Source organism: Rhizobium sp. NXC24, from assembly GCF_002944315.1.
GTDB lineage: Bacteria > Pseudomonadota > Alphaproteobacteria > Rhizobiales > Rhizobiaceae > Rhizobium.
This window is the reverse complement of the sequence record NZ_CP024311.1, coordinates 1,794,754-1,810,110: the sequence shown is the minus strand read 5'-3', so window position 1 is coordinate 1,810,110 and position 15,357 is coordinate 1,794,754. Positions and strand designations below refer to the sequence as shown.

The 15,357-nt window shown below is 60.3% G+C and carries 12 protein-coding genes and 3 tRNA genes; 10 read left to right on the top strand and 5 right to left on the bottom strand.

Features of this window, described 5'->3' with window-relative positions; all coding sequences use genetic code 11:
- Positions 1-68 precede the first annotated feature (68 nt).
- From NXC24_RS08920 to NXC24_RS08905, 4 genes are all read left to right on the top strand, one after another.
- Positions 69-812 (top strand): hypothetical protein, encoded by a 744-nt coding sequence (locus NXC24_RS08920; RefSeq protein ID WP_245463955.1) that lies wholly within the window; start codon positions 69-71, stop codon positions 810-812.
- 157 nt (positions 813-969) lie between these two features.
- A tRNA-Glu gene (locus tag NXC24_RS08915) sits at positions 970-1,044 on the top strand.
- A gap of 83 nt (positions 1,045-1,127) precedes the next feature.
- A tRNA-Glu gene (locus NXC24_RS08910) sits at positions 1,128-1,202 on the top strand.
- Between the two features lie 119 nt (positions 1,203-1,321).
- Positions 1,322-1,396: transfer RNA gene (locus NXC24_RS08905), tRNA-Glu, on the top strand.
- A 61-nt stretch (positions 1,397-1,457) separates the two neighbouring features.
- On the opposite strand, the gene recJ is transcribed toward NXC24_RS08905, so the two are convergent.
- The 4 genes from recJ to NXC24_RS08885 all read right to left on the bottom strand — a co-directional run bounded on the left by recJ (position 1,458) and on the right by NXC24_RS08885 (position 6,595).
- Entirely contained in the window at positions 1,458-3,263 is a 1,806-nt protein-coding gene (gene recJ / locus NXC24_RS08900; protein WP_104822950.1) for a single-stranded-DNA-specific exonuclease RecJ, read from the bottom strand.
- A 58-nt stretch (positions 3,264-3,321) separates the two neighbouring features.
- Positions 3,322-4,641, bottom strand: a complete 1,320-nt coding sequence (locus tag NXC24_RS08895) for a homoserine dehydrogenase (RefSeq protein WP_104822949.1) — start codon at positions 4,639-4,641, stop codon at positions 3,322-3,324.
- 60 nt (positions 4,642-4,701) lie between these two features.
- Complete coding sequence (locus tag NXC24_RS08890) at positions 4,702-5,922, bottom strand: LL-diaminopimelate aminotransferase (protein WP_028753861.1); 1,221 nt, start codon at positions 5,920-5,922, stop codon at positions 4,702-4,704.
- Positions 5,923-6,145: 223 nt separating this feature from the next.
- Entirely contained in the window at positions 6,146-6,595 is a 450-nt protein-coding gene (locus NXC24_RS08885; protein ID WP_245463954.1) for a hypothetical protein, read from the bottom strand.
- A gap of 171 nt (positions 6,596-6,766) precedes the next feature.
- Between NXC24_RS08885 and phaC the strand changes: the two genes are divergently transcribed.
- From phaC to sthA, 6 genes are all read left to right on the top strand, one after another.
- A complete protein-coding gene (gene phaC / locus NXC24_RS08880) occupies positions 6,767-8,608 on the top strand; it encodes a class I poly(R)-hydroxyalkanoic acid synthase (protein ID WP_104822947.1) in 1,842 nt (613 codons plus the stop codon).
- 13 nt (positions 8,609-8,621) lie between these two features.
- Positions 8,622-9,371: a DNA/RNA nuclease SfsA gene (sfsA, locus tag NXC24_RS08875; RefSeq protein WP_104822946.1), complete on the top strand. Its 750-nt coding sequence runs from the start codon at positions 8,622-8,624 to the stop codon at positions 9,369-9,371.
- Between the two features lie 2 nt (positions 9,372-9,373).
- On the top strand, positions 9,374-10,210 hold the full coding sequence (gene map, locus NXC24_RS08870) for a type I methionyl aminopeptidase (protein ID WP_104822945.1): 837 nt from the start codon (positions 9,374-9,376) through the stop codon (positions 10,208-10,210).
- Between the two features lie 42 nt (positions 10,211-10,252).
- On the top strand, positions 10,253-11,065 hold the full coding sequence (gene radC / locus NXC24_RS08865; protein WP_104822944.1) for a DNA repair protein RadC: 813 nt from the start codon (positions 10,253-10,255) through the stop codon (positions 11,063-11,065).
- Positions 11,066-11,325: 260 nt separating this feature from the next.
- The gene (locus NXC24_RS08860; protein ID WP_104822943.1) at positions 11,326-11,922 is read left to right on the top strand and encodes a dual specificity protein phosphatase family protein; all 597 of its coding nucleotides are present in this window, start codon (positions 11,326-11,328) and stop codon (positions 11,920-11,922) included.
- Between the two features lie 104 nt (positions 11,923-12,026).
- Entirely contained in the window at positions 12,027-13,430 is a 1,404-nt protein-coding gene (gene sthA / locus NXC24_RS08855) for a Si-specific NAD(P)(+) transhydrogenase (RefSeq protein ID WP_104822942.1), read from the top strand.
- A 349-nt stretch (positions 13,431-13,779) separates the two neighbouring features.
- Here the strand turns inward: sthA and tig are convergent, their stop codons facing one another.
- The gene (tig, locus tag NXC24_RS08850) at positions 13,780-15,279 is read right to left on the bottom strand and encodes a trigger factor (RefSeq protein WP_104825083.1); all 1,500 of its coding nucleotides are present in this window, start codon (positions 15,277-15,279) and stop codon (positions 13,780-13,782) included.
- Between the last annotated feature and the right edge of the window lie 78 nt (positions 15,280-15,357).

The window sequence follows — 15,357 nt, the reverse complement described above, 5'->3', positions numbered from 1 at the left end:
AACGTCCTTTGTGCGATCGGCAGATTCTATCCGGCAATAAAAAGCTCGCAAGCACTATTGCCATCGCCATGTCATTTTTGATGCTCGCCGGCTGCGCGACGACAGGCAGCAAGCCGAAACAGGCAGCCGAGGTCGAGCCGAAGCCCAATGCTGCCGAAGAGCTCGCCGACGCTCTCAACACCAAAGCCGACGCGAAACGGCAAAAGGGCGACGCCTATCGCGATCCGCTGGTACACAGCGTTCACGGCGCGCATCCGCAGATGGTAGCTGAAGCCACGGGCAATCAATCCTTTTTCCCGCCGGCACCCGCCGGGGCAGCGCCTGTGGCAACAGACGCGCCGGCCGGCATGGCCGGCCTGGTGACGCAGCCGACCGCGGTCAATGCCAATAGAAGCAGCATCTATTCGACGCCCGCGCCGATTGCCGTCAATCCGGATGGAACGCTGGCCACCCAGCCGGGTGGCGGACAGCCGCAGGGACCTAGTCCGATCATGCGCAGCGTCTACAGTATGCCGCCCAGTGCGACGCAGAATGTCACGCCACAACAGGGCAATGGCGGCATGCCCGTCGACCAGACATCCGAGGCGGTCATCCCTCCGCCCGTCATCCGCAACGCCGCCAACGCGTCGGGAAGCCCGATGAGGCCGACAGCGGACGCCACGCCCTCGAAAATTTTGCCCGCCCGCGGCTCCAGTGCCCGCAGAATCGACAGCAAGGAAGCACTGATGCTGGCGCATATCGTTGCGTCGAAGGGCCAGGGCCAGGATGGCAAGCCGCTGATAACCCAGCCGCAGAGCGGATCGGGGTTCTAAACCGGTCCCATCTGCAAACTCCCGCAACATGCTGTTAAGGCGAGCTTATTCAAGCTTCGATGCGCCGTTACGCTTCTGTCATTTTTTCCAAGAAAAAGCGAAATAGACGCTTGCGGGAATGAAATCACCCCGCTATAAGCGCGCCACACAACAGCACGCGCCCTTCGTCTATCGGTTAGGACGACAGATTTTCATTCTGTAAAGAGGGGTTCGACTCCCCTAGGGCGTGCCACTGTTCTTCCTCTCCTACAACAATGAGCTACCTTCCGCTTGCGGTGGCTTTGCGCTATTCCTATATGGTCGCAAGCGCAGCCTGCGCCCTTCGTCTATCGGTTAGGACGACAGATTCTCATTCTGTAAAGAGGGGTTCGACTCCCCTAGGGCGTACCAATCGGACCCACCACGAACTTTTCCACAAGTACCTCGAAAAATTCGCCCTTACCCGTAGATTTTTCTCGATTTTCCGCTTGCGGGAACAAAAGGTGCTGACTATAAGGGCGCCACAGCACGCGCCCTTCGTCTATCGGTTAGGACGACAGATTTTCATTCTGTAAAGAGGGGTTCGACTCCCCTAGGGCGTGCCACTGTTTCCCTTCCCTAAAGCTCTGATTCTTCATCATTAACGCGACAGTTTCCGTGCGCAGCTCATGGCGCCTTGGCGGCATCCATGACACGCAACTGGACACGCCTTGCGCCCTGCCAATGGTCGGCGCCGAGGGTGCCGGCGATGTGGATCTGGGATCCGCGGGAGGAGAGCAGCAGCTCGCCAAGGGGCGTTTCAACGGCGCGGAAGGCGATGCCGTCGAGGCGGCCACCGTCCTGGGCCTCCAGGGTGATCTTGATATGGGATTGGCCGACCAAGCGCGAATCGCGCAGGCGGTGGCTCGGAAGAGCGAAGATCGGCTGCGGATGGCCGGAACCGTAGGGGCCGGCAGTTTCAAGCTGATCGACCAGCTCCACCGTCGCGCCGCCAGCACCGAGAGCACCGTCTATCTTCAGCGTTTCGTTGGCGACGAGGCCGGCGACTTGTCTCTCCGCCTTCTCCGTGAAGAAGGCCCGGAGTTTGCCGAGATTGGCGCGCTCGACCGTCAGACCCGCCGCCATGGCATGACCGCCGCCCTTGACGAGCAGGCCAGCATCGACGGCAGCGCGCACCATGCGGCCCATGTCGAAACCGTTGATCGAGCGACCGGAGCCAGTGCCTCGCCCCATCGAATCAAAGGCAATGGCAAAGGCGGGGCGGCGGAACTTATCCTTCAGCCGAGAGGCAATCAGGCCAACGATGCCGGGATGCCAGCTTTCCCGTGCCGTGACGATAACGGAGGCTCCGTCGCCGTTGCCGTATTCGGCCAGCGCTTCAGCTTCAGCCTCCTGCAACATGGCGGCTTCCATCGCCTGGCGTTCGCGGTTGAGCTCGTCCAGCCTCTCCGCGATCGTCTCGGCCTCGGAGGCAACGTCGAGCGTCAGCAGCCGGGCGCCAAGCGCGGCATCACCGATACGCCCGCCGGCGTTGATGCGCGGGCCGATCATGAAACCAAAGTGATACGGGCTCACAGGGCCGCCGAGCCCAGCTTTTCGAAATAGGGCGGCCAGGCCGGGATTGCCCTGATGGCGCGCGGCGATCAGGCCCTTGACGACGTAAGCACGATTCAGCCCTTTCAGCGGCACGACATCGCAGACAGTTGCCAGCGCGACGATATCGAGCCAGGCAAGCAGGTCGATGGAGCGCACACGGGCATCGCCAGCCTCGCGCAACTGCCGCAGGGCCGCGACCAGAACCATAAAGACAACGCCGGCAGCACAGAGATGTCCCTGCCCCGATAGATCGTCCTCTCGATTCGGATTGACCAGCGCATGGCAAGGCGGCAGCTCATGCGCAACCTGGTGATGATCGATGACGACGACGTCGATATTGCGGGCCTTCGCCGCTTCCAGCGATTCGAAGCTGGTGGAACCGCAATCGACGGTAACGATCAGCGTTGCGCCATTATCGATGAGCTGGTTGATGGCAGTGGGATTCGGGCCGTAGCCTTCGAAGATGCGGTCTGGGATATAGATGCTGGCCGGCACGCCGAAATGGGTGAGAAAGCGGTAGAGCAGCGCCGAGGATGCCGCGCCGTCGACGTCGTAGTCACCAAAGATCGCAACCGTCTCGCCCGCCTTAACGGCGCGCAGGAGACGTTGTGCTGCCTTCTCGCAGTCGGTCAGCAGATGGGGGTCTGGCATCAGGCTGCGGATCGTGGGGTCGAGGAAGGCCATGGCCTCTTCGAGGCCGACGCCGCGGCCGGCGAGAACGCGGGCAATCAGATCCGGCAGCCCGTGCGTTTGCGCGATGGCCAGCGCCCGATTCTGGCCGGCCTGGTCGAGCCGGGAAATCCAGCGATTGCCGGAGACGGAGCGTTCGACGCCCAGAAATGCCCGCTGCACAGGATCTGCCGGCTGTTCCACCATCTCTCCCAGAATTGGAAGACCCGTTCCGATTTACCGGAGCGGGCCTTAGTCGTCGGAATTATTCCTTCGGCCGCTCGATGCGGATGACCTGCGGCTCGCCGACAAGATAGCCCTCGGTCTTGATCGCGGCGACAGCCTTGCGCACCGAATCCTCCGTCGTCGCATGGGTGACGAGGATGATCGTCTGATGATGGGCCGGCGCCAGATGCTGCGTCGCGCGCTGCACGATCGATTCCAGCGAAATGTGGTTTTCCGCCATGCGGGTCGCGACGCTGGCGAAAACGCCGGTGCGGTCGAGAACGGTCAGGCGGATGAAATAGCCGCCTTCGTGGCTCTGCATCTGCGCCTTGCGATAGGGTTCCAGCGCCTTGGCAGGGTGACCGAGCACCGGCACGCGCTGCGCACCCGGCTGGCTCTTGGCGATGTCGGCAATATCGCCGAGTACGGAGGAAGCCGTCGCGTTGCCGCCGGCGCCGGGGCCGACCATCAGCAGTTCGCCGAGAATGTCCGATTCGATCGCGACGGCATTGGTGACGCCATCGACCTGGGCGATGACCGATTCGAGCGGCACCATGGTCGGGTGAACGCGCTGTTCGATGCCTGTTTCGGTGCGCTGGGCGACGCCGAGCAGCTTGATGCGGTAGCCAAGGTCGGCTGCGGCGCGGATGTCCTCGATGGAGATATTGGTGATCCCCTCGAGATAGATATCATCGGCCGCGATGCGGTTGCCGAAGGCAAGCGTCGTCAGGATGGCGAGCTTGTGTGCCGTGTCGTTGCCCTCGATGTCGAAGGCCGGATCAGCTTCGGCATAGCCGAGACGCTGGGCTTCCTTCAGGCAATCGGTAAAGGACAGGCCCTCCTTCTCCATCCGGGTCAGGATGTAGTTGCAGGTGCCGTTCATGATGCCGTAGACGCGCGAGATCGTGTTGCCGGTCAGGGATTCACGCAATGCCTTGATGACGGGAATGCCACCGGCGACGGCCGCTTCGAAGTTGAGCAGTGCGCCTTTCTCCTCGGCAATCTCGGCAAGTTCGACGCCGTGATAGGCGAGCAGCGCCTTATTGGCGGTGACGACATGCAGACCACGGGCAAGAGCCGCACGCACGGCGGCGTTGGCCGCGCCTTCGGCACCGCCGATCAGCTCGACAAAGACGTCGATGTCGGCCTTCTGCGCCAGGTCGACCGGGCCGCCGAACCATTCGATGCCGGTGAGGTCGATGCCACGATCCTTGGTGCGATCGCGGGCGGTTACGGCGACGATCTTGACGGGGCGGCCGCAGGTGACGGCAAGCTCGTTGGCGCGGCTCTGAATGATACGGACGAGCGAGGCACCAACGGTGCCCAAGCCCGCAATGCCGATTTTGAGGGCATCTGCCATGAACAATTCCTGATCAATGTCTTGGGACACGGCAGCCGCGGGAACGGCTGCCGTGAGAAATTAAGAGCGGTGAGCGTTCAGTGAAATCACGTTATGCATGGTCTCATCCGCTGTGGAGAGGAAGCGCTTCAGATTGCGCGCTGCCTGGCGGATGCGATGCTCGTTCTCGACCAGCGCGATGCGGACGTAGTCGTCGCCCTGCTCGCCGAAGCCGATGCCGGGCGCCACCGCGATGTCGGCCTTCTCGACGAGAAGCTTCGAGAACTCCAGCGAGCCGAGATGACGGAATTTTTCCGGGATTTTCGCCCAGGCAAACATCGTCGCTGCCGGCGGCGGCACGTCGAAGCCGGCCTTGCCGAAGCTGTCGACCAGCACGTCACGGCGGCGCTTGTAGATGTTGCGAACTTCCGCAATATCGGAGCCGTCACCGTTCAGCGCATGCGTTGCCGCCACCTGGATCGGCGTGAAGGCACCGTAATCGAGGTAGGACTTCACGCGTGTCAGCGCCGCGATCAGGCGCTCGTTGCCGACTGCAAAGCCCATGCGCCAGCCAGGCATGGAGAAGGTCTTCGACATCGAGGTGAACTCGACGGTGACATCCATCGCGCCCGGAACTTCCAGAACGGACGGCGGCGGATCGTCGTTGAAATAGATTTCCGAATAGGCCAGATCCGAGAGCACGATGATGTCGTGCTTCTTGGCGAAAGCGATGACTTCCTTGTAGAAATCGAGCGTCGCGACATAGGCCGTCGGGTTCGACGGATAGTTGAGGATCAAGGCCAGCGGCTTCGGGATAGAGTGGCGCACGGCCCGTTCCAGCGGCGGGAAGAAGCTGTCGTCCGGCTCGACCTGCATCGAGCGGATGACGCCGCCTGCCATCAGGAAGCCGAAGGCATGGATCGGATAGGTCGGGTTCGGGCAAAGGATTACATCACCCGGCGCCGTAATCGCCTGCGCCATGTTGGCGAAGCCTTCCTTGGAGCCGAGGGTGGCGACCACCTGCGTATCCGGATTGAGCTTGACGCCGAAGCGACGGGCATAATAGGCGGCCTGCGCACGGCGCAGTCCCGGAATGCCCTTGGACGAGGAATAGCGATGCGTGCGCGGGTCCTGGACCACTTCGCACAGCTTATCGACGATGGCCTTGGGGGTCGGAAGGTCCGGATTGCCCATGCCGAGGTCGATGATGTCGGCCCCGCCCGCTCGCGCGCTGGCCTTCAAACGGTTGACCTGTTCGAAGACGTAGGGCGGCAAGCGCCGGACTTTATGAAACTCTTCCATTTCTTTCCCCATGGGACAGCGGCCCTCACAACCGCAATGAAGTTCGTCAATCTCCCGGTGAGCCGCGATACGAACTCCGGAATCGCGGCGCCGCAACTATACTGACGCGAAGGATACGGTGAATCTTTGGCGGTTATAGACGCAATGCACTATCAACCCAGGAAGAAACATCGAAATTCAGCCTAGCTGAACGCTTTGCGTCCAAATCGCCTGAAACGCAAGGCTAATTCTGCGTCGGCGCGGGCGTCTGGCTGGGCTCGGCGCTCTGCTGCTGGATTTGCGACAGCGTATCCTGGCCGTGTTCGGCCGCGAGCTTGCGCATCTCGGCGACACGTTTCTGATATTCCGCTTCCGAAATCGTGCCGGCCTTGCGCTGCGCACCGAGCGCCGTCAATTGCTTGCCGATATCGGCCGCCTGCTGGTCGTTGATCTGCACATTCGCCGCCGTCGGAGGAGCGTTGAAGGAGGGGTAACCGTCCTTGTAGTGCTGCTGCGTGTTGCCTTCATCGACCGGCTTGCCTTCAGCGGACTTGACGACCACAGCTTGCGGCGCCTGCTTGCTCTTGGCAAAGGCTGCCTTTTCCGCAGGCGTCGAGCAGCCGGCAAGCGCCAGCGCGAGACAGGCGCACAAAGCACCGCAGAGTACGGAATACCGGTTGAGTCTTGCCACCATGCCGCCGCCCATATTGTCCGTCCTGCCCTATTGCCTTGCCGTGGGTTGCGACTGTTAAATTTGTCGCAGCAGCAAAGCAAGAGCAGGGTTGCGTTTCATTCGACTTGTATTCCTTTTCCCGCAAGATGTACAAATGGAAAACAAAGAGAGCTGCCGCCGGGAGGATGATGCGTGACCGACAGCAAGCGGGACCATAGTGAAGGCAACGGCGCCTTTGCCGGCTTCGACCCTAAGTCAGTCGAGCCTTACATCGTTAGGGATCCCGAGGCGATGGCCGTCAACTTTGCCCGCGCGTTGGAAAATCTCGGCAAGGCCGCTTCCGCATGGCTTGCGCCGCGCGAGCGCGGCGAGAAGGTCGACACCGTCGCCGATCCGATGACCGATATCGTCAAGACGCTTTCCAAGGTCAGCGAATACTGGCTTTCCGATCCGCGCCGGACATTGGAGGCACAGACCTATCTGCTATCCGGCTATTTCGGCCTATGGACGAAAACCATGCAGCGCCTCAGCGGTGATTCGGCACCCGAGCCTGAACCGGTCAAAGACAGGCGCTTCGCCGACGAGGATTGGCAGAAAAATCCCTTCTTCGATTTCCTGCGTCAAACCTATCTGTTGACCGCCGGTTGGGCGGACAAGATGGTCACCGACGCCGAAGGGCTGGACGAACACACACGCCACAAGGCCTCCTTCTACACCAAGCAGATCACCGCGGCGCTATCGCCGGCCAATTTCGTCGCCACCAATCCGCAGCTTTATCGCGAGACTGTCGCTTCCAACGCTGAAAACCTCGTGCGCGGCATGAAAATGTTTGCCGAGGATATCAGCGCCGGTCGCGGCGAATTGCGGTTGCGCCAGACCGACATGACGAAATTCGCTGTTGGCCGAGACATGGCATTGACGCCCGGCAAGGTGATTGCGCAGAGCGATGTCTGCCAGGTCATTCAATATGAAGCGGCAACGGATAAAGTGTTGAAGCGGCCGCTGCTGATCTGCCCGCCCTGGATCAACAAATTCTACATTCTCGATCTCAACCCGCAGAAATCCTTCATCAAATGGTGTGTCGAACAGGGGCACACGGTCTTCGTCATCTCCTGGGTGAACCCGGATAAGCGCCACGCGGCGAAGGACTGGACGTCCTATGCGCGCGAAGGCATCGATTTCGCGCTCGATAAGATTGAGAAGGCAACCGGCGAGAAAGAGGTCAATGCCGTCGGTTATTGCGTCGGCGGTACGCTGCTGGCGGCAACGCTTGCTTTGCATGCCAAGGAAAAGAACAAACGCATCCGCACCGTCACCTTCCTGACCACGCAGGTCGATTTCACCTTTGCCGGCGATCTCAAGGTTTTCGTCGATGAAGAGCAGATCTCGGCGCTGGAAGAGCAGATGAAGGCGGTCGGCTATCTCGAGGGCTCGAAAATGGCGACAGCCTTCAACATGCTGCGCGCCTCGGAGCTGATCTGGCCCTATTTCGTCAACAGCTATCTGAAGGGCCAGGAACCCCTACCCTTCGATCTTCTGTTCTGGAACGCCGATTCCACGCGAATGGCGGCCGCCAACCATTCATTTTATCTGCGCAATTGCTATCTCGACAATGCTTTGAGCCAGGGCAAGATGGTGCTCGACGGCAAAAAGCTGTCGCTGAAGGACGTCAAGATACCCGTCTATAATCTGGCAACACGTGAGGATCACATCGCACCGGCGAAATCCGTCTTCATCGGCAGTCAGTTCTTCGGCGGGCCAGTGGAATTCGTGGTGACTGGCTCCGGTCATATCGCCGGCGTCGTCAATCCGCCGGACAAGCACAAATATCAGTTCTGGACCGGCGGCCCGGTCAAGGGCGATTACGATCATTGGCTGGGCGAAGCCAAGGAGACGCCGGGCTCCTGGTGGCCGCATTGGCTTGAATGGATCAAAGGCAACGACAGCCGCATGGTTCCCGCCCGCAAGCCAGGTGGCGCGGCGCTGAACGCCATTGAGGAAGCACCCGGCAGCTTCGTCATGGAACGCGCCTAAGCGGCGACCATTCATGCTGTTCGACCCGCCCCTCGTCCCCGCACGGCTGATCGCCCGCTATAAACGCTTCCTTTTCGATGCCGAACTGGAGAGCGGCGAGATCATCACCGGCTCCTGCCCAAACACCGGCTCGATGCAGGGCCTGACAACACCCGGTTCGCGCATCTGGCTTTCAGAACACGACAGTCCGAAGCGTAAATATCGGCACGTTTTCGAATTGATCGAAGCAGATGGCACCACGGTCGGCGTCAACACCGCCATGCCGAACCGGTTGGCGGCGGAGGCAATCGCGCTCAGGCAGATTTCCGATCTCGGCGACTACACGACCGTTCGGCGTGAGCAAAATTACGGCCGCAATTCCCGCATCGACCTGCTCTTGAACGATCCCTTGAGGACAACCACCTATGTCGAAGTCAAGAATGTGCATTTCATGCGCCAGCCGGGCCTTGCCGAATTTCCCGATACGGTGACAGCCCGTGGCGCCAAGCATCTCGAAGAACTCGGCGATATGGCGCAAGCGGGATACCGCGCCGTCATGCTATTCGTGATCCAGCGGCACGACTGCCGGCGCTTTCGCGTCTGTGGCGATCTCGATACCGTCTACGCCGCGGCGTTTGAGCGAGCTTTGAAGCGCGGCGTCGAAGTCTATGCTGTCAAATGCAAGGTCTCGCCGACGGAAATAACGCCCGCAGGGTTGATCCCGATAGACGAACCCGGCATAGCTGCATTAAATACCAGTATAAAGATTTCTGCTGAAGGCTGATCATGGTGAATTACATCGAAGCGGCAACGGCGCCGTCGAAAAACACAGGCGCCATCCGCCTCTACGGCCCCGACGCTTTCGCAGGAATGCGCAAGGCATGCCAGTTGACCGCTCGTTGCCTCGACGAACTGGCCGCCATCGTCGGGCCTGGCGTACCGACTGATGTCATCGATCGCTTCGTCTTCGAATTCGGCATGGATCATGGCGCCTACCCGGCGACATTGAATTATCGCGGTTATATGAAATCCTCCTGCACGTCGATCAATCACGTCGTCTGCCACGGCATTCCCAACGACAAGCCGCTGCGCGACGGCGATATCGTCAATATCGACGTGACCTACGTGCTCGACGGCTGGCACGGCGATTCCAGCCGCATGTATCCCGTCGGCGAGATCAAGCGCTCGGCGGAGCGGCTGCTGGAAGTGACCTACGAATCGCTAATGCGCGGCATCGCCGCCGTGCGTCCCGGTGCTCGCACCGGCGCAATCGGCGAAGCGATCCAGGCCTATGCCGAAGCGGAGCGCTGCTCCGTCGTGCGCGATTTCTGCGGCCACGGCGTCGGCAGCCTCTTCCATGATTCCCCGAACATCCTGCATTACGGCCGCGCCAGCGAGGGCCCGGAACTGCGTGAAGGCATGATTTTCACCATCGAGCCGATGATCAATCTCGGACGACCGCATGTGAAAGTGCTTGGCGACGGCTGGACGGCAGTCACCCGAGATCGCTCGCTATCTGCGCAGTATGAGCACACCGTCGGTGTCACTGCCACCGGCTGCGAGATCTTCACCCTGTCGCCCGGCGGCCTCGACCGTCCCGGCCTGCCACCGCTGCAGGGGTAATGCATGGCGAAGCGCCCCGCTTCTTCCTCCGGACATGGCGACATGCCCATCGATAGCGGCGGCGCGACGGATAGCCTTGAAGAAGCTCCGCTTTTCGACGAGCGGCTGTTTTTCGCCCATCAATCCACCAAAACCGCGCTGCGCGACAAACCGGCGAAGCCGCCGAGCGTGCCGGCCAATGCCGAGGCTCATTATCACGGTCACCGGGAACGCCTGCGCAATCGCTATCGCGATGGGGGCAATGCGGCGCTTGCCGATTACGAAATCCTCGAACTCCTGCTGTTTCGGCTGATTCCGCGCCGCGACACCAAGCCGATCGCCAAGGCGCTGCTTGCTCGCTTCGGCACGCTCGGCGGCGTCTTCGGCGCGCCGGCCAATCTGCTGCAGGAAATCAGCGGCGTCGGCGAAGCCGTGGCGCTCGATCTGAAGCTGGTGGCAAGCGTGGCGCAGCGCATGCTGAAAAGCGAGCTGACGGGCAAGCCGGTGCTCTCCTCCTGGAAGGCTCTGATCGACTATTGCCACACCGCAATGGCGCATGAGACGCGCGAACAATTTCGAATCCTGTTTCTCGACAAGCGCAATGCCCTGATCGCGGATGAGGTGCAGGGTTTGGGAACGATCGACCATACGCCGGTCTATCCGCGCGAGGTGGTCAGACGTGCGCTCGAACTCTCGGCCACGGCCGTGATTCTCGTGCACAACCATCCTTCCGGCGACCCTACACCCTCGCGCGCCGATATCGACATGACAAAGACGATCATCGACACGGCCGGCCCTTTGGGTATCACCGTTCACGATCATATTATCATCGGCAAGAACGGCCATGTCAGCTTCAGGGCGTTGCGGCTAGTCTGAATCGACACCTCTGGATAGATTGCAACATCAGAATACCCGCATAATAATTTGTTTTTATTATACTTTACGACATAAGCAATACCGTTGAATTCTGACCTATCGATAGTTTCCTGCCTCAGCACCTCCCCTTGCGCTTTTCAGGTATTTGTCAGGATGTTCTGACACAAGGATAACGCCTCCAGATCGGTGCGTTTGCACACGGAAGCGATTGTTTTGTTTGCGCCTTATCCGCTCGAGCTGCGGCGTACCCCGGAGACTACATGCCGAAGACGTCATTGCTGCTTTCTGGTCGTCTGCGCCGCATCGGTCGTGGTGTCCTTCTTGCATTTTCTCCTTTTGCGCTGATTGCCGGCGGCTTCTACGCCCATATGCTGTGGACGACGAATTTCCATCCCGTCATCGCAGGCGAGGTCTACCGCTCTTCTCAGCCATCGCCGGCGACGATCGCGGAACTGCAGAAGCAATATGGTATCAAGACCATCATCAACTTGCGCGGCGACAATAGCGGCCGCACCTGGTACGACAACGAAGTCGCCCAGGCGAAGGAACTCAATATCAATCATATTGATTTTCGCATGTCCTCCGGCCACGAGCTGACCCAGGAGCAGGCAGCGCGGCTTGTTGAGATCATGCGCGATGCGCCGAAGCCGTTGTTGATCCATTGCCAGGCCGGCGCAGATCGCACGGGGCTTGCCTCGGCCCTCTATCTCGCTGCTATCGCCAAAGCCGGCGAAGCGGCCGCGGAAGATCAGATGTCGATCATCTACGGACATCTGCCGCTTTCCTTCACCCATGCCTATGCCATGGACCGGACTTTCGAAAAGCTGGAGCCTTGGCTCGGCCTTTCCAGCTCCTGATCATTTCCTGTTAGATAATCTGTAACATTGAGCCGCTACCGGTTGACGGACAGCATGTTGCGTTGCGACATTGATTCCATAAATCCAATCACCCGAGGCTTCCGATGGACCAATTCGATCTCATAGTCGTGGGCAGCGGCCCCGCAGGCCGCAGAGGCGCCATTCAGGCCGCCAAGCTCGGCAAGAGGGTGCTGGTGATCGAACAGGGCAAGCGTGTCGGGGGTGTCTCCGTCCATACCGGCACCATTCCGTCGAAGACGCTGCGCGAGACCGCGCTCAATCTCTCCGGCTGGCGCGAACGCGGCTTCTACGGCCGCGCCTATCGCGTGAAGCAGGAAATCAGCGCCGCGGACCTGCGTCGCCGCCTGTTGATCACTCTCGACCATGAAGTCGAAGTTCTGGAGCATCAATTCGCTCGCAACCGGGTACAGCATATACGCGGCAAGGCGAGCTTCGTCGATCCGCAGACCATGCAGGTGGTCAAGGACGACGGCGAAGTCGTCCATGTCACGGGCGCCAGCATTCTGCTCGCGGTCGGCACCAAGCCCTTCCGTCCCGACTATATGCCCTTCGATGGCAAGACCGTTCTCGACAGCGACGAATTGCTGGAGATCGAGGATTTGCCGCGTTCGATGGTCGTCATCGGCGCCGGCGTCATCGGAATCGAATATGCGACGATCTTCAGCGCGCTCGACACGCAGGTGACGCTGATCGATCCGAAATCGACGATGCTCGACTTCATCGACAAGGAAATCGTCGAGGATTTCATCTATCAGCTACGCGACCGCAACATGAAGCTGCTGCTGGGGCAAAAGGCCGAAAAGGTCACCCGCCAGGACGGCAAGGTGGAACTGTTGCTGGACAATGGTCGCCGCATCATCACCGACATGGTGCTGTTTGCCGCCGGCCGCATGGGTGCCACCGACACGCTCAATCTGGCTGCTGCCGGCCTCGAGGCGGACAATCGCGGCCGCCTCAGCGTCAATCCCGAAACCTTTGCCACCAACGTCCCGCATATCTTTGCGGCTGGCGACGTCGTCGGCTTTCCGAGCCTTGCTTCAACCTCGATGGAACAAGGCCGCATCGCCGCCCGCGTCGCCGTCGGTGCCATCGCCAAGGAGCCACCGAAATACTTCCCCTACGGCATCTATGCCGTGCCGGAAATCTCCACCTGCGGTCTTTCCGAAGAAGAGGTCAAGGAACGTCACATTCCCTACGAGTGCGGCATCGCCCGTTTCCGCGAGACGTCGCGCGGCCATATCATGGGCCTCGACACCGGCCTCCTGAAGATGATCTTCTCGCTGAAGACCCGCCGCCTTCTCGGCGTCCACATCGTCGGCGAAGGCGCGACCGAACTCGTCCATATCGGCCAGGCGGTATTGAACCTCAAAGGCACGGTGGAATATTTCGTCGAAAACACCTTCAACTACCCGACGCTCGCCGAAGCCTACAAAATCGCCGGCCTGGATGCATGGAACCGCATGGGCGATATCAAGTCGGAGCTTTGAGTAGAGGCTGTGCAAGCGCGACGGATCGAGGGGGAGTCCCTCTCCCCGCCTGCGAGGAGAGGGTTAGGGTGAGAGGCTTTCCGCGGGGACCGTCAATTGCGTGGCCCGAAATCTGAGATAACCCAACGTGCCCGTGTTCTGCGCCAATCGGACAATGACGCTGAAGCGTCTGACCTGCGCTTCGCGCCTGCTCCCAAATCCTAGATTTCAGTCTTCGCGGATAGTTTGTTGCCCCGCACCCCAGCCCCTCTCCCGTTTTGACGGGGAGAGGGAGTTTTTCCCTGATCTGCACAAAAAAAAGCCCCGCCGCGAACGGCAGGGCTCTGATCAGTTCCGGAGCAAATCCGAATTATTCGGCGCTGTCTTCAGCAGCCTTCTTCTTCGGAGCGGCCTTCTTCTTCGGAGCGGCGGCAGCTTCTTCGCCTTCGGTGGCGACTTCGATTGCTTCAGCCTTGGCAGCAGCCTTCTTCTTCGGAGCAGCCTTCTTGGCGGCCGGCTTGTCTTCCGTTTCAGCTTCGTCGTCAGCCAGCAGCGCTTCCTTGGAAACGGTCTTGTCGGTGACGTCGACTTCGGTTAGCAGGTGGTCGATGACCTTTTCTTCGAAGATCGGCGCGCGCAGGTTGGCGGAAGCGCCGGGGGTGTTGCGGAAGAAGTTCAGGATTTCCTTTTCCTGGCCCGGGAACTGCTGGAGCTGCGCATAGAGCGCACGCTGCATTTCGTCTTCGCTCACTTCGACGCCGGCCTTTTCGCCGATTTCGGAGAGAACGAGGCCAAGGCGGACACGGCGCTCGGCAAGCTTGCGATATTCTTCGCGTGCCTTTTCTTCGGTCGTGTCTTCGTCTTCGAAGGTCTTGCCCGATTCATCGAGATCGGTCTGGATCTGACGCCAGATGCTGGCGAATTCTGCTTCAACCAGCTTCTGAGGGGTGTCGAACTGGTACATCTCGTCGAGCTGGTCGAGGAGCTGACGCTTGACCTTCTGGCGGGTGACGGAGCCGTACTGGCTTTCGATCTGGCCGCGGACGATTTCCTTCAGGCGGTCGGCGGATTCGATGCCGAGCTTGGAGGCGAGTTCGTCGTTGATTTCGATATCGCCGGGAGCTGCGACTTCCTTCACCTTGATGTCGAAGGTGGCTTCCTTGCCGGCAAGGTTCTTGGCCGGGTAGTCGGCCGGGAACGTCACGGTAATGGTCTTTTCATCGTCCGCCTTGACGCCGACGAGCTGCTCTTCGAAGCCCGGGATGAAGCGGTTGGAGCCGAGGACGAGCTGAGCGTCTTCGTCCTTGCCGCCGTCGAAGGCTTCGCCGTCAACCTTGCCGAGGTAGTCTATGGTGACGCGGTCGCCGTTGGCGGCCTTGCCCTTCTTCGTCTCGTAGCTGCGGGCGCTTTCAGCGATCTTGAGGATCTGCTCGGTGACTTCGTCCTCGCCGATTTCGGCAACTTCGCGGGTAACCTTGATGCCCTTGACCGACTTCAGCTCGATTGCCGGGATGACTTCATAAGAGAGCGTGAATTCGAAATCGGCCTGAGCGGCGAGGATCTTTTCAGCCTCGTCCTTGTCCTCGGTCATGGCGATTTCCGGCTGGGTTGCCGACTTTTCGCCGCGCTCGGTCAGGATTGCCGGCGGCTGGTCACGAACGATCTCGTTGACGAGGTCGGCCATGATCGACTTGCCATAGACCTTCTTCAGATGCGCAACCGGCACTTTGCCCGGACGGAAACCGTTGATACGGACCTTGTCCTTGACCTCGGCCAGGCGCTCGTTCATGCGAACTTCCATGTCCTTGGCCGGGATGACCACCTTGATTTCGCGCTTCAGCCCTTCAGCGAGCGTTTCGATAACCTGCATTGTCCTACCTTCATTCATGGCGGCCGTGCCCAGACAGCCGTTCGTTTCGATGAGCACGACGCCGGAAAATCCCGAGCG